Raw genomic sequence first — 17,986 nt, forward strand, 5'->3', positions numbered from 1 at the left:
ATGTCCAGTTCAACCCGCTCCACCAAGACCAAGGCTCGCGTCGTCCAACTCCGCAAGGGCACCACCCTCGAAATGGTGCGCCTGTGCTGCCCGGATGCCAACCAGGCCGCACTCATCTCCGAGAGCTTCGGGCTCGCTGTCCTCGACAGCGACGGTATCCGGGACTTCCACGAGCGCACCCTGATCGAAAGCGCCGACACCCTCTCCGACGGCCTTTCCGAGAAGGCCATGCAGATCCATCTCCAGCGGATCGTCGGTTCCCATGTCGGGTCTGCCTACGGGGCGGGGCAGTTCTATTCCAAGGCTGTCACCGAGGCCAAGGACGCGACCGCCCGGCTCGCCAACGACATGCGCGATGAGGATCGCGACGGCCCGGTCGGGTTCGACAGCGCCGCCCAGCGCAAGCGTGAGTTCGCCGCCGACATGGGTATCCAGGCCCACGCTCTGCGCATGGCCGCCGAGGGCGTGGTCGCAGCCTACGAGCACATCGTCGGCGAGAGCTGGAAGCCCTACGAGCGTCAGGCCGAAAATCCCGGCCAGGCCGTCAGCCGGCAGGCCGCCGACCTGCAGATGGCCGCTCTCGGATAGGGGCCGCGGGCGGAGCTTCGGCTCCGCCCATCCTCGGGGGCTCCCACCCTTGGGATCGCCCGCCGTTCGAACGCCATCTATCCCGAGGAGTATCGTCTCGAGGTTGAGGGACTTATCGAGGCATGGCGGCCGGAAGTGTGGGCCCGTTCGACAGAATCCCGCCTCGGCTGATAGCCTCGCATCCTCTTAGCTCGCAACAGGTCGAGGAATAGGCTGACCGCATCTAGCTCGTTGTCGAACGAATGCTGGACCGTTCGGCCTCGTGTTCCGATCCGGCCCCACCGGCGAACGAGGCGGGTCTGGCCGAACAGGGTCTCCTCGATCGACAGCGCGTAGAACCGCGCCATCCTCCGGTCCGGGTCTGTGCGTTCGACATAGAGATGGTATGGCTGCGCGATCATGCTGAGCAGAATCGCGCAGCCGGAATCCGTCGTCCAATGACAGGTTTGAATCACTGGGAAGGGATCGATTTATTCCCGTGATAGGTGGCGGGAACTTCAGCAGGTATAGGGCGGCCTTACCCGCGTCCGGCTTGCGCGGGACCGGGAGACGGAGGGAAGCAGGAAGACGCATGGCGCGGCCGGCGCAATCGCGGCCGTCACGATTGGTGGTCCTGCTCCGGTCCTCGTTCCGCGAAACGGCGAAGCCGTCCTCCACTGCCGTTCCGGCCCGGCTGCGACCTCTCTCATTCTTCCGATTCATCCTCCGGGTTCGCGGACCTGCGGTCCTCTCGCGGGCGGACCTCGTGACGGCCGCGATCGGCGCGGCCTCGAATGGAGGTTCGAATGATGAACAGGAAAGACAGCAAACCCCGCGTCGACATCTACGCGAAGATCACCGACCGCATCGTCGCGGATCTCGAGAAAGGCGTCCGCCCATGGGTAAGACCCTGGAGCGAAGCCAACACCGCCGGCCGCATCACGCGACCGCTGCGGCATAATGGAACGCCCTACCAGGGCATCAACATCATCCTGCTCTGGTCGGAGGCGGTCGCACGCGGCTTCGCTTCGCCCATCTGGATGACGTTCAAGCAAGCGATCGAGCTTGGCGGGCATGTCCGCAAGGGCGAGAGCGGCTCGACCGTCGTCTATGCCAGCCAATTCACCAAGACCGAAACCGACGAGCGCGGCGATGAGGTCGAGCGCGGTATCCCGTTCCTTAAGGCCTATTCGGTCTTCAACGTCGACCAGATCGAGGGATTGCCGGACCACTATTACGGTGCGCCGCCGCCGGTGACCGATCCCGTCACGCGCATCGCCCACGCTGATGCGTTTTTTGACGCGACCGGCGCCAGGGTCGTCTATGGCGGCGCCAAGGCATTCTACGCGCCCTCGTCCGACCACATCCAGCTCCCAGTCTTCGAGAGCTTCCGCGACGCGGAATCCTTCGTTGCCGTCAGGGCGCACGAGACCATCCACTGGACAGCTCCGGCCCACCGGGTCAACCGCGATCTCAGCCGCTACCACAAGGATCGTAGCGAACGCAGTCGCGAGGAGCTGATCGCCGAACTGGGGGCGGTTTTCCTCTGCGCCGATCTCGGCATCGTACCGGAGCTCGAGCCGCGGCCTGACCACGCCAGTTACCTCGCGTCCTGGCTCGAGGTGCTCTCCAACGAGAAGCGCTTCATTTTCTCGGCCGCCGCGCACGCTCAACGCGCAGCGACCTACCTGCACGATCTTCAGCCGGCGGCCAGGATTGCGGAGGCGGCCTGATGCCAGGGCCCGACCGTTGCCGTGCGGGAACTCTGCCGCTGGCCGGTCAATGACGGGAGGTCGGGATGGGGATGGCACCTCTCGCCGCGCGGGGATCCGCAAGGTGATGCCGATGTAGGGACGTCCGTCTTCATTCCGGTTGTTTCTGCTACGGGCACGCCCAACTGCGTCCTCGATGTGGCTGGTCTGACCGAAGGCCGATCTCGCTGCGCTCGGTCTCGCTCTCATCCCCGCAACGGCTGGTCTCGACTTTCTTCCCCTGACGGCTTCGCCGCCATTCCGCGCGGATCAAGAAAGTCTCATCCTGCCGCCCTCCACTGACGTTCCGGCCCGTTGGGTGCCGGTCGATCGCCTCCGGTCTGTCGACCGCCATCGAGGTCGCGGCGGTCGCGGCCCGAGAAATCAAAGGAATGAGACAAATGGCTACCATCGGCACCTTCACCTCCACCGGCACCGGCTTCAACGGCGTCATCAAGACCCTCAACCTCAACGTCAAGGCCAAGCTGGTCCGCGTCGAGAACCCTTCCGACAAAGGTCCGCACTTTCGCATCTTCGCGGCAGCCAACGTCGAACTGGGCGCCGCCTGGCAGAAGACCTCCAACGAGGGCCGCGACTACCTTTCGGTCAAGCTGGACGATCCGAGCTTCCCCGCTCCGATCTATGCCACCCTGGTTGAGGTGGAAAGCGAGGAAGGCCTTCAGCTGATCTGGTCCCGACCGAACCGGGACTGAGGCTCCCGCCAGAGGGCTCCGCCGCAAGGCGGGGCCTTCAGCCTTCCACCGACGAGCAGCCACAACCGAAAGGAACCATACATGACGACTACCAACCGCGCCGAAGCGAAGGCCCTTCATCCTCAGGACATCGCCGTCTGGCCGGACGGAACATGGGCCGAACTCGGCGACGTCTGGAACGGCGAATACGGCTTCATGTCCGACGACTACGAGGTCGTGCCGCTCGAGGACCATGCCCGTCTGAAGGCCCTCGGCATCGACGGAGAGGTGCTGTGACCGGCGCCACTGCACGCCCTCGCCGCCCCGGAGCGGGGCCTTCTGCTTGACGCCACGGTCAAATGGAATGGCCAGCCTTAGCGGCGAAAGGACTGCCGAGACTGGCTTTCGAGCCGAATTTCGGCTATACAAAAGAGCAAGTTACAGGAGCCTGAAACATGACCGCAACGCTAATGGAAAGCCCCGTTGTCGCGGATCGAGCACACGCGTTGCGGCTTGCCAAACAGGTCATCAAGACCCTCGACCCGAAGCCGCTTGAGCCCATCGTCGCAGCGATGCTGACCGACGGCCACAAGGCCGCGCTTTCGGCAATGGCCGTGTCGCGAGATGAGCCGAACCTGTTCGAACAGTTCCTCGTCCTGTGTGAAGAGGCCGGGCGGTTGAGCGAAGCGGATTGCGATCAGCTGGGCGAAGCCTATGTCGAAGCGAGGCGTGCCCGTGCCGCTTGATGAGTGACCCCTATCTTTACCCGGGCACAACAGTCCTCATCAATCATTTCAACATCAGGGATCAGGCCAAACTCGACAGCAAGGAGCGTCGGGAGACCCTGAAGACGTTGAAGGGTCTCTACGACAATCCGGTCAAGGGCGAATTCGACCTCGCGCACCTGCTGGAAATACACCGGCGCGTCTTCGCGCCGGTGTATCCGTTCGCCGGCGAAATCCGCCGCATCGATATGGTCAAGGCCGAGGAGAAACTGGGCGGCGGCAGTGTCGAGTACGCGCCGTTCCATCTGGCGCGTCTCCAGGCCGAACACTGCCTGAAGCAACTCAATGCCCGCGACTGGTCGGGTCTCATGGACCTGTCGCGGCCGGAGGACATGGCCTCATTTGCAGGCATGGTTGTCGACCTCTGGAAGGTCCATCCGTTCCGGGAAGGCAATACGCGCACGACCATGACCTTCATGCACCAGTTTGCGGCGGCCAAGGGGTTCGCGCTCGACCGTGAGTTGATCCGTACCAATGCTGAATATGTCCGCCATGCGCTGGTGGTCGGCACCCATGGCGAAACTCATTATCTGACACGCATCCTGACCGACGCGCGCCAACGCGAACATGCGCGCGAGCAGAGCCAGGCGCGCATGGGGAACCAAAGCCGCACTGACATTGGACAGTCGGAGCGGGCTGTACTGCTTCCCGGCCGTACCCTTGCCCCGGAAGTTCTCAAGGCCGAGCTGCAAGAACGGATTGCCGCTTCCGAAAGCGCCACCGAGGCTATGAAACGCCTTATCACCACGGCAAAGGCGGTATTTGCCGACCACGGGCCGGTGGTGGAAATTATCCGGAATGCCGCTCTTGAGGGCGAGATCGGCAATCGGCAGGTGATTTCGGAGTTGCGGGATGCTCCGGAGCGTTTCGGGCCGCTTGCCGGAAGGGACGCTATTCTTGCGAGCCGGCAGGAGCGGGAGGCACACCGGCAAGCGATCGCTGCAAAGCGCACGCTTCGCGGGATCGCCGAGAGTTACCTCAAGATCGTGTACGGAATCCGGCAGACGATGCAGCAGCAGCGTCATGATGAGGTGCGGCGGGCCAGCGTGGAGGTCCGGCGGCCAAGCGGCGAGCTCCTGAGCGCGATTGATAGGGGTGATGCGCTGTCGCCCGAGCTCAAGGTCGAGCTGCGGCAGACCACGAGCGCATTCGAGCGCCGTTTCGGCGATGATCTGGCCGCATTGCGCTCGGGCAAGAATCTCGGTCCACTTGCCACCAGGCACGGCGTCGACGAGAAACGGCTCGAGGAAGCGACAGGCGTACTGAAGGCGCTCGACCGAGCCCAGGCTCAGGAGTGCACCAGGGCACAATTACGGTCTCTCGATAGGCACGGCCCCACCCGATAATCCCATGCCGTCTGGAACGTGGCATTCAGCTGTGCCGGCCGGCCCGCCGAGCGCGGTCGTTCAGCCCTCTTTGGACCTCCCCTTGTGGGGGACATCTGTCGTACGTTTTCTCGATCTGAACGAGCAGGCAGCGCCATGCGCCGTTTCTCCACAACCCAACCTTTGCGCTGCAGCTGAAGTCGACCGTTTGCGGACCAAGACAGCGGAGGATTACCGGAATTCCGTTCCATGACGCCGGACTCTAAGCTAAACCTCACCAGAGGGCGGGAGGACGAAGATGATGGTGGGGTTAGATTTTGTCGCACTAGACGTAGAAACAGCGGATAGCAGCTTTCCAGAAAGTATCTGCCAAATGGGCTTCGTGATTGTTCGCGAAGGGCGCATCGTCGAGACTTTTACGCAGACCGTAAATACACATCATCGGTTCGGGTGGTGGCAACAAGCCAATTTGTCGATCACCGAAGAGGACATTGATCGAGCTCCGCCGTTTTCTGAGATCGCTCGATCGATTGCGCATCTGATGTGTGGGGCGGTCTTTAGTCATACACCCTATGACCGTTTCGCGGTCGGTCGCGCTTGCGACGCGTGCGGGCACAGCTTCGCAGAGACTACTTGGCTTGATAGTGCGCAAGTCGTGCGACGAGCATGGCCGGAAAAGTACGGGAAGACGGGGTACGGATTGAAGAATGTCGCGGCCGATCTAGGCATTGAATTTCTGCACCATGACGCTGGCGAAGATGCGCGGGCTGTGGCGGAAATTGTCATTCGAGCGAGCCTAGAGTGCTCACTAGATGTAGCCGGATGGGCAGAACGGGTCCGAAGACCAATCTTAGGCAATTCAAGCGCAAAAACCGACCTACGTCGGGACGGCAACATTGATGGACCGCTGTATGGCGAGGTTGTCGTCCTCACAGGGGGCTTCGATTTGCGGCAGGAAGAACAGGCCAATTTGGCCGCCTATGCAGGCTGCGAGGTGGAAAATAGCGTTACCAAGAAAACGACGTTGGTCGTCGTGGGTGATGATCGTTTCGCGCGTGGGGAACGTTCCGGCAAGTGGAGAAGGGCCGAGGAATTGGCGGGCCAAGGCATTCCTATTCGGGCCATGTCTGAATCCGATTTCCGCGCGCTCATTGCAGATTGAACGGCACACGCCTTCCGCAAGTCTTGAATCGGCGTGGGCGAGGAAGAGGACGACGGGGTTCAATGACCGCACGCCACCCCGAGCGGCCGTGCAGCGTCACGCTGGTGCTAAAATTTAGCGTACGAGCTCGGCGGTTTAATGGCCCAGAAGCTGACCTTTGACCGGTTCGGTGTTGACCTTCAGGTTCCGACTGATATCCGCCCCCTTTGGTCGGCGCTTAGAATCTGCCGGCCTGTGCCTGCTTCACACGATTGATCATACGCAGCGTGTCAGTATGACCGGCGTCGGCGGGAATACCGCGGCAACGGTTGACTCCATTTAGCCCGAAGCGTCTACGGATGAGAGTTTCCTGATCTCGGCAAGGTCATCGTCTGTCTTGCGCAGAATGAGTTGGAAGCACGCATCGCACACACGCCGTTCAGTCGAATAGGCCTGCCCAAGCTTTGGAATCTCGATGCAGGTTGTTCCCATGACGAGGTCGTCGTGGCAGCGATAGCATTTGCTGAGGCGTTTGACGGGAGTCCGCTTGGGGCGGCCGTTCGTGCCTCCAATCAGCGAAGGCGTTGGCCCTCTAGGATTCGATTTTGTCATACTCCGCCTTCGCTTTGCGAACGCGCCTGACAAGCACTTGCAGCAGGTCGTCCAGGTTATCGAGGACAGAACGGAATTCTTCTGTTGTCGCCTGCTGCCTCTCTTTGCCCAGGCGTTTTTGCATTTCCTTGTTCACCATCATCAGCGCACAGATGTAGTTGTTCCTGCCGGTGAGCTTCAAGGATTTGTATTTGTAGACCATCTCATTGCCGGTCTGTTTAAGCTCAACATGATTCAGCAACACGTTTGCGAGGCGTTTAGCCTGCTCCTGCATGCGCTTCCTGGCCTCTTCCCACTCACGCTGTGGCTGGACCATGAAAGGTGCCGTGGCCGACCTCTTTCGCATTGGAGACTGCTGCGCGAGCCGAACCATTTCCTCAGCCTTGCTGTCGTCGAGGCCGAGGAGCTTCAAACGTTCCCGTAGGTCCGCGACGATCTGCGTGTCCTCGACCGACGTGAAATCTTCTTCCCACAAGGAATCGACGACCTCACCGTGGACGACGACCTGGTCGCCCGCACGAAGCCGCGCGCTACCGTCGAGCACCCCTTGCGGTACCTCCGGTTCGTCGCCGCCAATGACCTTGTCCCAGAACGCCTGGTCGTCGTTCTCGAACTCCTTGAATTCCTTCAGGCGTGCGTCGAGGTTCATGCCCAGATGGGTGACGATATGGCCGACATTGTCTGGATGACCCGGATCGTTCTGCACAACGACCCGCATTATGCGCCCGACAAACTGGATGTAGGGCGCCAATGACCGGAACGGGCGGAAGATCGCTGCAACGCTCAATTTGGGATGGTCGAACCCCTCGCCAAGCATCTGCACCTGGATGATACAATCGAGTGAGCCGTTGCGCAGTGCCGCAAGAATGGCCGCCTGCTCATCCTCCGTCTGCTTGCTATGGATAACGTCGGCGTTGAAGCCGCGCTCCTGATACAGCGAACGGATTTCCCGCGCATGATTGATGGAGCACGCGACTGCGATGAGCTGGTGCTGCGTCCCGCTTTGTCTAAGCTCATCGAGCTTCTGCAAACTGCTATCGACGATGTGCTTGTTGCACAGCCTAGCAAGCGCCACGCCGCGGCTGAACCATTCTTCCTCCTTGAGCTTCAGCACCTCGTCCAAGGTGTACGTTCGCCCGCCGGCGTCGGAAAATCCGAGCTCAATGGTCGACGGAGCGACGTAACTTGCCTTGAGGCGCTTGATATAGCCTTTCAGGGTGGCGTTGCGGAATGGATACCGGAACACCAATTCGCCATCGAGTTCCTGGCGATCGCCCCGGAATGGGGTCGCCGTAAGCAGGATGACCTTGGCGTTTGGAAAACGCTCGATGACTTTCTGCCAGCTAGCGGCCGCGCTGTGGTGCGCCTCATCAACTATGATCATGTCGAAAAAGTCATCGGGAAACTGGGTCAGCCACTTATCGACGTTGGTCGCGAGCTGATGGACGTTCGTGATGACGATATGGGACTTTGTTGCTATCGAGATGTTGCCGCTATCCAGCGTACATGCCAACGGACCAGACAACATCTGGTCAGCGCTGAGCACACCCGCTTTCCGCCAGAAGCATTTCTGCCGGTTTGTGATGTCCATCGCTTCGTAAAGCCCGTCCTTGATGGTGAGGTTGGGCGCGATAACAATGACCCTGCCCTCGGAGAGTCCAAACGGCAGGAGAGAAGCCAGGCCGGTCTTGCCGCATCCGACCGGAACCTGGAGGATCGCCTTATTCTTTCCCGCCCGGAAGAATTCATAAGTGCGCAGATAGCCTTCGCGCTGTGGGTCGCGGAGGTGGTCGTTCCCGTCGATGACGAATTCAGCGTCCAGGAAGAACGACTGCAGGGGGCGGGCGGTGCGTACCCACTGGTCGAGCCCGCTCTTTTCGAAGATCCATTTCTTGCCGATCTTCCGCGCCGGGATGCGGTTCTCGCGCGCCATCGCATACAGCGCGGTCTTGCCCATTCCTAAGTAGATCGCGGTCTCTTCAAGAGAGAGCCAACCGTCAGTATCCGTCATACATCCTCACAATCTGATATCTAGCGATAGCAAACGACAGATAGAATTGCAAAGGAAATCGGCGGTGGTAGTTGTCGCCCGCATTTGAAGGCGCCACAGTGGGTTTTAGCCTGGGCAGGAGCGCCACTTGTGCCCAACGCCTGGTTTCGAGCCCCCGGATGAGTGGCATTGGATCATGGGTCACGTTGCTGGCCGTTCGACAAAGGTCAGCAACTGTCCGAATGCCGAAATCCGAGTCCTTGCCGGGACCCAGCCACGTCGGTTTTTGTCGTGATGCTTGAATGATGATCCCCCTTCGTCAGCGAGAATAGTTGCGTGAACAGCCGCCCGTCATGCGGCCAAGGCACAGAGTCCCGTGCCGTCCCTGTTTTCCACCCCGCCCAAGGCGGGGCGAAGCGAAGCGGAGCAGGCGAGGGGGCTGAACGCGCTTCCCACATTGCGCCGAAGAGAAGCCCCCGAGCTTGTGGTAAACGGGGGCGGGACGGCTGCCGTTTCAGGATCCAGCTGCTCCCGTCTTCGGTTGGAAATTGCTCTTGCCGACGAGCGCCGCCATTTCCGGACGGCGGAAGTAGATGGCGCGACCGCAACGTAGCGGCGGATTACCGCCGGTGAGGATGATCTGCTCATCGGCGCGCATCTGGGTGACTTCATGCGGCAGGATCAGCGGGCGTTGCGAGAGCTGTTGGGAGCGGGTGCGGGACGAACCCATGTCGCGCGAGGTGCGGCTGACGTGGTTCACCTCTACCGTGGTCATCCCGCAGCGCTCGGAAATGTACTTCGCCGTTTCCGGATCATTGATCGCCGAGAACGACACCCAGGAAGCGGACTCGAACCATTTGCTGGTCGCGTCGCGCCCACCAAAGGCCTCCCGCATCTGCCCGAGCGACTGGAACAGCATCAGGAGTGTGATGCCATATTTGCGGCCGGCGTCGCGGGCGGTTTCGACGATGCGCATGTAGCCGAGGCGGGCGGCCTCATCGAGCAGGAACAGGGCGCGCTCTTCGAGATCGCCATTGCGATTGTAGATCGCCTTGAGGAACGCTCCGATGACGACGCGAGCCATACCGGGGTGATTTTCCAAGGTAGACAGATCGACATTGATGAACACCGTCGTGCGCCCATTGGCGATGTCGTCCGTCCTGAAAGTGTTGCCCGACACGATGGCCGCGTAGCTGTCGTAGGAGAGCCAGTGCGTCTCCTTGGCGGCGGTCGCATAGACGCCGGAGAAGGTTTGCGGCGTCATGTTGATGAAGGGGGCGATGACCTCTTTGACGAACCGGGAGGTCGAGCTTTGATAAAGATCGGCGAGCTTTTCCTTGAGCGTTTCTTCCGGCTCGGCCAGTCGCGCGCGGACGATGCGCAGCGATCGTTCGCGCTTGGTATCGTCCGGATCGGACAGCATCACGTCGGCGATGACGCCGGTGATGAGCTGTTCGGCCGAGACGCGGAAGAAATCGTCGGCGCCGGAGGTGACGCGTGGTTTTTCCGACATCAGCCACGCCGCCACGGAGGCAATGTCTTCCTCCGGCGCATTGCCGAAGCGGCCGATCCAGTCGAGCACGTTGAACCCGATGTCGGGTCGTTTCGGATCGAGAATGAGCACGTCCTGACCATGCGCTTCGCGATGGGCGGCGACCATCGGCGCAATCTCGGTCGAGGGATCGAGGATGATCATCGAGCCCTTGAACTTGAGCGCCGTCGGCACGACCACGGAGGTGGTCTTGTAACCGCCGGAACCAGCAAAGACGATGCCGTGCGTCGAGCCAAATCCGCAGTCGAAGCAGACGAGCGGTGATTTTCCGCCCTTGCCCCACGTCTCCTTGCGGCGCGGATCGAAGTTGACGCCGGCGACGGAATCCTCGTCGACGCGATAGCGCTCACCGATGACGATGCCACCGCTTTCGGGAAAGAGTCCTGCGATTGTGGCGCTGTCCATCCAATGGCTATCGCCATGGATGGCGCGACGGCCGGAGAGCCGTTTCGGACCCGTCGCGCCAAAGACGGCATTGCCGCGCAGCGCAACCCGCAATCCGAACATGCCGGCGACGAAGGCCGTCGCCGCGCCGCCGATAGTGTAAAGGTCAAGTAAGGAAAACAGCGTTCCTTGCGGCACCTGGCTGGCGAAATCGGACAGGCGTAGCGTCTCCGAAATGGCGGCGAACGCGGCGGCGGCAACCCCGCCGATCAGGACGCCGAGGCCGGCCGACTGAATGGCAAGTGAGCCCTTGGCGGCAAAGAGGAAAATGACGCCGATCGCGGCCGCGGCGGCGTAGGGGACGACAAGGCCGCCGCGCCCGAGGGTCTGGTAGCTTTCCGGCGAAGTGCCGAAAGCGGCGAGCCAGGACTCAATCCCCTGGAGCCCCAGAACGGCTCCCAACATCATCATCGCCGGTGCGGTCAGCAGCATCAGTTTCTTCGCTGTCATTATCGAATATCGCCTTTCCGATTGCGGCCAATCGAGCGCGCTCGGTTGCGTCGCTGAGCCGCGCAGCCGCATCGATGAGGGCGCCGAGAATGACGGCGCGATCCGCACTGCGAAGTCCCGCCTTCACGACGAGACCGCCGAGCTGGATCTTCTCGCGCGCATCCTTCTTCCGGGCTTCCGTTTGTGACGCCCGGTAGCGGCGCTCATGCATCAGGAGCGCCCGTTTGAGAGCGAGCAGCCGGCCCGGAGGTCTTCTGTTTCGTCCCCGCTTGAAATCGCTTTGCCATCTCTTCGAAGCCTGTGACCAGCTCTGTGTCGGATGCGTTCACTTCGCCTAATCCGGCCTTCAGCGCGAGCCGGCCGATGCGTTCGGCCTCCTTGGTTTCGGCAAGCTTCAGCTGCTCCTGTAGGCGTTCGATTTCCTCGCGGATACGGGAAGAGGGTCGTCTCATCGGCGGGGTTCTCCGGTTTCGTAGATGGTCATTGCGATGCGGAGAATCGCATTTGACGTGCGCGCAGCGCACCCTGCGAAAAACCACAGGTAGGCGAAGCCTATGCATTGCGGGAAGAATCCCGCCGTTCGGAAGAACGGTCCAAGGGCGCAGTAATACGTTGCTAGCAACGTTCCCGCGTCCGGCCCTGGATGGGCCGCGCTCGACCGAACAGCATTCGCGTTCGGATCGAGAGAGCACCTGCCCTGTGGCGATCACGCACTTCACACCCCAATTGATCAGCCGCGGCGAAGGCCGCAGTGCTGTTGCGGCGGCTGCGTATCGCCATTGCGCCCGCATGGAGAACGAGCGCGAGGGCAGGGTGGCAGACTTCTCGCGCAAGCCCGGAATGGTCCATGAAGAGTTTGTGTTGCCGGGCGATGCGCCGGACTGGGCAAGGGCGCTTATTGCCGATCGCTCGGTTGCCGGCGCGTCCGAAGCCTTCTGGAATAAGGTGGAGGCGTTCGAGACCCGCAAGGACGCTCAGCTCGCCAAGGAGTTCATACTGGCGCTGCCGCGCGAGCTGACCGCCGAGCAGAATATCGCAATGATGTGCGAGTTCGTCGCGGAACATGTGAGCACGCGAGGGCTGGTTGCGGACTGGGTTTACCATGACGCGCCGGGCAATCCGCATGTGCATCTGATGACGACATTGCGCCCGCTGACGGAAGACGGTTTCGGCGGCAAGAAGGTGCTTGTCATCGCAGAGGACGGACGGCCGGTCAGGTCGAAATCCGGCCAGATCGTTTACAAGCTCTGGGCCGGTGACAAGGCGGACTTCCTCGCTATGCGCGAGGCCTGGTACGCCGCGCAGAACAAGCATCTGGAATTGAACGGCCATGACATTCGCGTCGATGGCCGCTCCTATGCCGAGCGTGGCATCGACCTTGAACCGACTTCGCATATCGGTGTTGCCAGCAAAAACATTCAGCGGCAAGCGGAGGCTGAAGGGCGCGCGGCCAGGCTTGAACGGCTCGCATTGCACGAGGAAACGCGGCGCGAGAATGCGCGCCGGATAGAGCGCCGGCCGGAGATCGTGCTGGAGGCGATCGCGCGCGAGAAGAGCGTCTTCGACGAGCGCGATGTCGCCAAATATCTGCACCGCTATGTCGATGATCCCGGCCAGTTCGCCAACTTGCTGGCGCGCGTCATGGGAAGTCCGGAGGCCGTGAGGATTGAAGTCGAGGGCGTCGATCCCGAGACCGGCGAGCGATTGCCGGAGCGTTTTGCGACGCGCGACATGATCCGCATTGAGGCCGAGATGGGGAACCAGGCCGAGCATCTTGCGACGAACGGCCGGTTCGGCGTCTCAATCAGCGCGCGCGCCGAAGTCGTTGCCGGCCATGCGCAGATTTCCGACGAGCAGAGCTTCGGCCTGGAACGCATCACTGGTAACGAGCGCCTCGCCATCATCGTCGGCCGCGCCGGCGCCGGCAAGACGACGATGATGAAGGCCGCGCGCGAAGCATGGGAGGCTTCCGGCTATCGTGTTGTCGGCGGTGCGCTCGCGGGCAAGGCCGCCGAGGGGCTGGAGAAGGAGGCGGGCATTGCGTCGCGAACGCTCGCGTCCTGGCAGCTCCAATGGGAGGGGGGCCGCCTTCACCTGGACAACAGATGCGTGTTCGTCATGGACGAGGCGGGCATGGTGTCGTCGCGCCAGATGGCCGACTTCGTTTCTGCTGTTGCCCATGCAGGCGCCAAGCTCGTTCTTGTCGGCGATGCCGACCAATTACAGCCGATCGAGGCGGGCGCTGCGTTCCGCTCGCTTGCCGATCGCGTCGGTTATGCCGAGCTCGGCACGATCTACCGCCAGCGTGAGCAGTGGATGCGCGATGCCTCGATGGATCTTGCCCGAGGCAAGATCGGGGCGGCGATCTCCGCCTATAAGGGGAAGGGACGCCTGGTCGGAATGGAGTTGAAGGACCAGGCGGTCAGCGCGCTCATTCGCGACTGGATTGCCGACTACGACCCGAACCGGTCGAGCCTGATCCTTGCGCATCTTCGCCACGATGTGCGGACACTGAACGAGCTGGCGCGTGGCGCGCTCCTCGAGCGCGGATTGATCGAAGACGGCCATGCCTTCCGCACGGAAGACGGCATGCGGAACTTCGCGGTCGGCGACCAGATCGTGTTCCTGAAGAACGAGGGTTCGCTTGGCGTCAAGAACGGCATGATCGGCCGCATTGTCGAGGCCGAGACGGGCCGTATCGTGACCGAGATCGGAGACGACAGACGGCGCGTCGAGATCGACCAGCGGTTCTATCGCAATGTGGATCATGGCTATGCGACCACCATCCATAAGTCCCAAGGCGCCACCATCGATCGGGTGAAGGTGCTGGCGACCCTCTCGCTCGACAGGCATCTGACCTATGTGGCGATGACCCGGCACCGGCATGACGCAAAACTCTATTTCGGACGACGCTCGTTCGAGAAGGCGGGCGGGCTCATTCAGAACCTGTCGAAGCGCGGGGCCAAGGACACGACGCTCGATTTCACCGGATCGAAGCTCTACGAGCAGGCGCTTTCCTACGCCAACAGCCGCGGCCTCCACGGCGCGCGCGTGGCGAAAGCCCTTGTCGAAAACCAGCTCCGTTGGATCAGGGAGCAGCGCGATCGGCTCGAGACGGCCGCCGCCAGGCTCGCAAGCTTCATCGGGCGGTTCGGCCGTGCCGCCGATCGTCAGGCAGCGGCTGCCGCGACTGCCTCTCCCGTTTCCCAGCCCTGGGTTCGCGGCCTCGCGACCTGGGCGCAATCCATCCCGCAGCTCGTGGAGGCCAAATTGCAATCAGACGCCACACTCACCCATGCCTGGACCCAGCTTCGAGACCGCGTCACTCAAGTCTATGAGAAGCCCGATGGCGCGATCGATGCGATGAACCTTTCCACAATCATGAGCGCCAATGTAGCGGAAAGGCAGGCAGCGCAAAGCCGCATCGTCGACCAGCTCGGTCGCGATCCGGAAGCCTTCGGCGCGATGCGCGGCAAGACCGGCATGTTTGCCTCATCGGACGCGAAGGCCGAGCGGCAGCGGGCCTTGAACAACGTTCCGGCACTCAAGGACAATATTGCCCGATATGTGCGGCTGCGCGCCGAGATCGGAGATCTTCGCACCGTCGAATTGTCACGCGAGCGCGATCGCAGCCGGGTCGACATTCCTGCATTGTCCGGATCGGCGCAGGGCGTGCTTGACCGCATCCGCGATGCGATCGATCGCAACGACCTTTCGGCCGCGCTCGGTTTTGCCCTTGCTGACAAAATGGCGAAAGCAGAGATCGACCAGCTCAACAAGGCGCTCGACCAGCGGTTTGGGGAACGGGCATTCCTTGGCTCGAAAGAGGCCAAAGGGCCGGCCTATGATGCAGCCGCGGCACAAGTCGCCGAGGGCGACCGCTCGAAACTGGTGGCAGCCTGGCCGAGCTTCAGTGCCGCCCAGCGCGTTGCGGCCTATGAGCGGGCGCAGAAGGAGACGCGGGCTCAGAGCCAGGTCCGCGATCAGGGCATGAGCCGATGACGAGACATTGCAGGGCGCTTGCGATCATCGGCGCCGGCGCCGTGCTTCTCGGTTCGATGGCGGCAGCCTTTGCATGGGGCGGCTATCGCGTGAACTTCACGCCCTCCTATCCGCTTGGCCTTTGGCAGATAGAAACGCTGGACCGCCCGGTTGCGGTCGGCGACAGAGTGTTCATCTGCCCGCCTTCCGGTCCTGCCGTCGATCTCGCCCGCGAGCGCTTTTATCTGCCCAGAGGTCGTTGCCCGGCCGGAACAGCGCCGCTCATCAAGACCGTGGTCGCATTGGCCGGACAGTCCATCCGCGTCGAGGGCCAGGTCATCATAGATGATGTGCCCTTGGCAGCTTCGACCGTTCACGCACAGGACACCGAGGGGCGGCCGATGAAGCCCTGGATGGGCGGCATCGTGCCCAAGGGCGAAGTGTTTCTTCATTCCGATTTCGGTGGTTCCTATGATTCAAGATATTTTGGGCCGCTTCCTGCCGACGGCATCCTCGGCCTCGCACGGGAAATCCTCACCTTCACGCCGTAGCCTTCTGCAGGCCATTCTATTCGCCGCCGGCGGCGCTGCCACCGGAGCGATAGGGTGGAGTGGGCATCCGCTCACCTTCGCCCTCGGCATAGCCTTCCCTGCGCTTTGGGCCCTCGCTCCGTCGCGCACGGTCGCGGCCCTGGTCGCGCTGGCGCATTTTCTCGGCGCATCGCGCGGCCTGCCGGAGGGCGCTTCGATCTTTTTCGGGGCGCAGCTCACCATCGGCCTTGGCCTCTGGCTTGCCGCCTCGCTCATGTTCGTTGCCGTCCACACTGCACTCTGGACGTCGCGTGGCGGCTGGCGCCAGCCACTTCGCTACGCGATAGCGGCCGTCCTTATGAGCGTGCCGCCGTTCGGGACCGTCGGTTGGGCACATCCGATCACCGCAGCTGGAATTCTCTTCCCGGGCTGGGCCTGGTTCGGCCTTGCCGCAACCGCCGCCCTGTTGATCACGATGACGACCCGCCTATGGCCGATTGCGGCCGGCGTTGCAGCCCTCGCCTTCGCCTGGTCCGCCTTTAATTGGACGCTTCCGGCCGAGCCGGAAGGCTGGCGGGGCATCGACACCAGGTTCAGGTTCGAAGCTTCGGGCCAGTATGCCGACTACCGTCAGCAGGTCTCGACGATACAGCTGGTCGAGGCCGCCGCCAGCGACGGCGCGCGTGTCGTGATCCTGCCGGAAAGCGCCATGGGCTTGTGGAGCGCCACCACAGAGCGGCTTTGGACCCGCGAGCTTTCCAGCCTCGACATCCTGGTCAATGGCGGTGCGGCGATCGTCGATCCCGTCGGCTACGACAATGTGATGATCGGGGTTTCGGGGAAGGGCGCGGATATCCTTTACCGCGAGCGCATGCCGGTCCCGGTCTCCATGTGGCAACCCTGGACGACCGGCGGGGCGCACGCGCGGTTGTTCGCCAATCCGGTCTTCGAGTTCGCCGGGCTGAGGGTTGCGCCGCTGATCTGCTACGAACAGCTCATCATCTGGCCCGTCATCCAGTCGATGCTTTTCGCGCCGGACGCGCTTGTCGCAACCGGCAACGCCTGGTGGACCGGCGACACCAATATCGTCGCCATCCAGCGGTCGAGCGCGCAGGCGTGGGCTTCGCTGTTCGGCCTGCCGCTGGTGATGGCGTTCAACGAATAGGATAGGGAACCATGATCGATGCCGAACTGATCCAGCAATGTGCCGATCCCAGCCTCAAGGTCGAGATCGTGCAAAAATTCATCGAGGAGGCCGGCGGTGCCGACCATCTGACCGTCACCGTTAGGGCAGGGGAGCGCATCATCCTTGTACCGAAACCATCGACCGAGTACGAGGCGATGCAACTCATCCAGCAGAATTTGGGTCAGTCGATTGTCAGGGTAGGAGTGACTCAGTACCCGGCCGGCCTCGGCATTCAGGACATCTCCGAGCTCAGCCCGGACCTACTCGATTCCTGCAAGAACATTGGCATGGGCACCGCGCTCTTTGCCAAGGTCTATCGCATCGTCGCCAAATGGTATGGAGCACCCGCCCAGGAGGTCCTTGAGGAGGCGATATTCGCCTACAAGACCGGGTGGTTCGACGGAAAGCAGGTGTTCTATGAGTCCGACCCCGGCGAAACCGAGCTTGCCGAGCCGCAGCCAGCGGAGCAGGGCGCTCGGGTTGCGGCAGAGAGCACCGGCCCATCGGAGCCGCCTTTTTCGGAGGAAGATCCGAACAAGGCCGGTATCCGCATCGATCTCTCCGGAATTAGCAGCAACAATAAAGAGCAATGAGTATCCACGTCGTCGTCACCATCATGCTTTGCGTACTGTCGTGCGAACCGGCCGAAATCCGTGTCTGGGACGGGGACTCCCTGCGGCTCGGGATGACGCAGGAGTCCGAGGCGATCCGCATCTTCAACATCGATGCGCCGGAGATTGAGGGGCAGTGTGCCTATGAAAGCGATCTGGCGCAGCGTTCAAAACATCGACTGGCGGAGTTGTTGCAGGGTCAGCGCGTCGAGGTCCTGCGCCAAGGCACGGACCGCTATGGCCGCACGCTTGCGAGCGTGAGCGTCAACGGCAGGGACGTCGGCGACATTCTCGTCAGTGAAGGCCTCGCCAGAATCTGGAGCGGCCGGCGCGAGCCGTGGTGTTTAGGCGATGCTGGCGGGTAGCCAG

General features: G+C 62.1%; 17 protein-coding genes. 12 read left to right on the plus strand and 5 right to left on the minus strand.

Going from position 1 to position 17,986, the window contains the following annotated elements:
- A complete protein-coding gene (locus H5P29_RS31825; RefSeq protein WP_154386592.1) occupies positions 1-588 on the plus strand; it encodes a hypothetical protein in 588 nt (195 codons plus the stop codon).
- 77 nt (positions 589-665) lie between these two features.
- Here H5P29_RS31825 and H5P29_RS31830 read toward each other — a convergent pair whose 3' ends face one another.
- The gene (locus H5P29_RS31830; RefSeq protein ID WP_154386591.1) at positions 666-989 is read right to left on the minus strand and encodes a WGR domain-containing protein; all 324 of its coding nucleotides are present in this window, start codon (positions 987-989) and stop codon (positions 666-668) included.
- A 387-nt stretch (positions 990-1,376) separates the two neighbouring features.
- Between H5P29_RS31830 and H5P29_RS31835 the strand changes: the two genes are divergently transcribed.
- The 6 genes from H5P29_RS31835 to H5P29_RS31860 all read left to right on the plus strand — a co-directional run bounded on the left by H5P29_RS31835 (position 1,377) and on the right by H5P29_RS31860 (position 6,282).
- Complete coding sequence (locus H5P29_RS31835; RefSeq protein ID WP_154386610.1) at positions 1,377-2,300, plus strand: ArdC family protein; 924 nt, start codon at positions 1,377-1,379, stop codon at positions 2,298-2,300.
- Between the two features lie 419 nt (positions 2,301-2,719).
- Complete coding sequence (locus H5P29_RS31840) at positions 2,720-3,031, plus strand: DUF736 domain-containing protein (RefSeq protein ID WP_154386590.1); 312 nt, start codon at positions 2,720-2,722, stop codon at positions 3,029-3,031.
- An 81-nt stretch (positions 3,032-3,112) separates the two neighbouring features.
- Positions 3,113-3,307 carry a hypothetical protein gene (locus H5P29_RS31845; protein ID WP_185910478.1) on the plus strand — a complete coding sequence of 65 codons (195 nt, stop codon included), beginning with the start codon at positions 3,113-3,115 and terminating at the stop codon, positions 3,305-3,307.
- Between the two features lie 158 nt (positions 3,308-3,465).
- Positions 3,466-3,756, plus strand: a complete 291-nt coding sequence (locus H5P29_RS31850) for a hypothetical protein (protein ID WP_154386589.1) — start codon at positions 3,466-3,468, stop codon at positions 3,754-3,756.
- Positions 3,756-5,141, plus strand: coding sequence for a Fic family protein (locus H5P29_RS31855; protein ID WP_154386588.1), 1,386 nt, complete (start codon positions 3,756-3,758; stop codon positions 5,139-5,141). The genes H5P29_RS31850 and H5P29_RS31855 overlap by 1 nt, the downstream gene beginning before the upstream one ends.
- A gap of 277 nt (positions 5,142-5,418) precedes the next feature.
- Positions 5,419-6,282 (plus strand): exonuclease domain-containing protein, encoded by an 864-nt coding sequence (locus H5P29_RS31860; protein ID WP_154386587.1) that lies wholly within the window; start codon positions 5,419-5,421, stop codon positions 6,280-6,282.
- A gap of 571 nt (positions 6,283-6,853) precedes the next feature.
- On the opposite strand, the gene H5P29_RS31865 is transcribed toward H5P29_RS31860, so the two are convergent.
- The 4 genes from H5P29_RS31865 to H5P29_RS31880 form a co-directional block, all read right to left on the minus strand.
- Positions 6,854-8,884, minus strand: coding sequence for a DEAD/DEAH box helicase (locus H5P29_RS31865; protein ID WP_154386586.1), 2,031 nt, complete (start codon positions 8,882-8,884; stop codon positions 6,854-6,856).
- A 493-nt stretch (positions 8,885-9,377) separates the two neighbouring features.
- Positions 9,378-11,309 (minus strand): Ti-type conjugative transfer system protein TraG, encoded by a 1,932-nt coding sequence (traG, locus tag H5P29_RS31870; RefSeq protein ID WP_154386585.1) that lies wholly within the window; start codon positions 11,307-11,309, stop codon positions 9,378-9,380.
- A complete protein-coding gene (gene traD, locus H5P29_RS31875) occupies positions 11,230-11,520 on the minus strand; it encodes a conjugal transfer protein TraD (protein ID WP_154386584.1) in 291 nt (96 codons plus the stop codon). The genes traG and traD overlap by 80 nt, the downstream gene beginning before the upstream one ends.
- Positions 11,513-11,761: a TraC family protein gene (locus H5P29_RS31880; protein WP_154386583.1), complete on the minus strand. Its 249-nt coding sequence runs from the start codon at positions 11,759-11,761 to the stop codon at positions 11,513-11,515. Before H5P29_RS31880 ends, traD begins: the two co-directional genes overlap by 8 nt.
- Before the next feature lie 247 nt (positions 11,762-12,008).
- On the opposite strand from H5P29_RS31880, the gene traA reads away from it, so the two are divergent.
- The 5 genes from traA to H5P29_RS31905 are packed head-to-tail and all read left to right on the plus strand — an operon-like array spanning position 12,009 to position 17,982.
- The gene (traA, locus tag H5P29_RS31885; protein WP_185910479.1) at positions 12,009-15,311 is read left to right on the plus strand and encodes a Ti-type conjugative transfer relaxase TraA; all 3,303 of its coding nucleotides are present in this window, start codon (positions 12,009-12,011) and stop codon (positions 15,309-15,311) included.
- Entirely contained in the window at positions 15,308-15,841 is a 534-nt protein-coding gene (gene traF, locus H5P29_RS31890) for a conjugative transfer signal peptidase TraF (protein WP_154386581.1), read from the plus strand. The genes traA and traF overlap by 4 nt, the downstream gene beginning before the upstream one ends.
- Complete coding sequence (locus H5P29_RS31895) at positions 15,762-16,985, plus strand: conjugal transfer protein TraB (RefSeq protein ID WP_154386580.1); 1,224 nt, start codon at positions 15,762-15,764, stop codon at positions 16,983-16,985. The genes traF and H5P29_RS31895 overlap by 80 nt, the downstream gene beginning before the upstream one ends.
- 11 nt (positions 16,986-16,996) lie before the next feature.
- The gene (locus H5P29_RS31900) at positions 16,997-17,599 is read left to right on the plus strand and encodes a TraH family protein (protein ID WP_154386579.1); all 603 of its coding nucleotides are present in this window, start codon (positions 16,997-16,999) and stop codon (positions 17,597-17,599) included.
- A complete protein-coding gene (locus H5P29_RS31905) occupies positions 17,596-17,982 on the plus strand; it encodes a thermonuclease family protein (protein WP_154386578.1) in 387 nt (128 codons plus the stop codon). Before H5P29_RS31900 ends, H5P29_RS31905 begins: the two co-directional genes overlap by 4 nt.
- Positions 17,983-17,986 lie beyond the last annotated feature (4 nt).

It is taken from the genome of Aminobacter sp. MDW-2, from assembly GCF_014250155.1.
Lineage (GTDB): Bacteria > Pseudomonadota > Alphaproteobacteria > Rhizobiales > Rhizobiaceae > Aminobacter > Aminobacter ciceronei.

Bases quoted from the DNA above. Each gene is read 5' to 3' on its own strand.
- H5P29_RS31860 (WP_154386587.1), top strand. From the start codon at position 5,419: ATGATGGTGGGGTTAGATTTTGTCGCACTAGACGTAGAAACAGCGGAT.
- H5P29_RS31835 (WP_154386610.1), top strand. From the start codon at position 1,377: ATGAACAGGAAAGACAGCAAACCCCGCGTCGACATCTACGCGAAGATC.
- traD (WP_154386584.1), bottom strand. From the start codon at position 11,520: ATGCATGAGCGCCGCTACCGGGCGTCACAAACGGAAGCCCGGAAGAAG.
- H5P29_RS31905 (WP_154386578.1), top strand. From the start codon at position 17,596: ATGAGTATCCACGTCGTCGTCACCATCATGCTTTGCGTACTGTCGTGC.
- H5P29_RS31830 (WP_154386591.1), bottom strand. From the start codon at position 989: ATGATCGCGCAGCCATACCATCTCTATGTCGAACGCACAGACCCGGAC.
- H5P29_RS31840 (WP_154386590.1), top strand. From the start codon at position 2,720: ATGGCTACCATCGGCACCTTCACCTCCACCGGCACCGGCTTCAACGGC.
- H5P29_RS31895 (WP_154386580.1), top strand. From the start codon at position 15,762: ATGATTCAAGATATTTTGGGCCGCTTCCTGCCGACGGCATCCTCGGCC.
- H5P29_RS31880 (WP_154386583.1), bottom strand. From the start codon at position 11,761: ATGAGACGACCCTCTTCCCGTATCCGCGAGGAAATCGAACGCCTACAG.
- H5P29_RS31855 (WP_154386588.1), top strand. From the start codon at position 3,756: ATGAGTGACCCCTATCTTTACCCGGGCACAACAGTCCTCATCAATCAT.
- H5P29_RS31845 (WP_185910478.1), top strand. From the start codon at position 3,113: ATGACGACTACCAACCGCGCCGAAGCGAAGGCCCTTCATCCTCAGGAC.
- H5P29_RS31825 (WP_154386592.1), top strand. From the start codon at position 1: ATGTCCAGTTCAACCCGCTCCACCAAGACCAAGGCTCGCGTCGTCCAA.
- H5P29_RS31865 (WP_154386586.1), bottom strand. From the start codon at position 8,884: ATGACGGATACTGACGGTTGGCTCTCTCTTGAAGAGACCGCGATCTAC.
- traF (WP_154386581.1), top strand. From the start codon at position 15,308: ATGACGAGACATTGCAGGGCGCTTGCGATCATCGGCGCCGGCGCCGTG.
- H5P29_RS31900 (WP_154386579.1), top strand. From the start codon at position 16,997: ATGATCGATGCCGAACTGATCCAGCAATGTGCCGATCCCAGCCTCAAG.
- H5P29_RS31850 (WP_154386589.1), top strand. From the start codon at position 3,466: ATGACCGCAACGCTAATGGAAAGCCCCGTTGTCGCGGATCGAGCACAC.
- traG (WP_154386585.1), bottom strand. From the start codon at position 11,309: ATGACAGCGAAGAAACTGATGCTGCTGACCGCACCGGCGATGATGATG.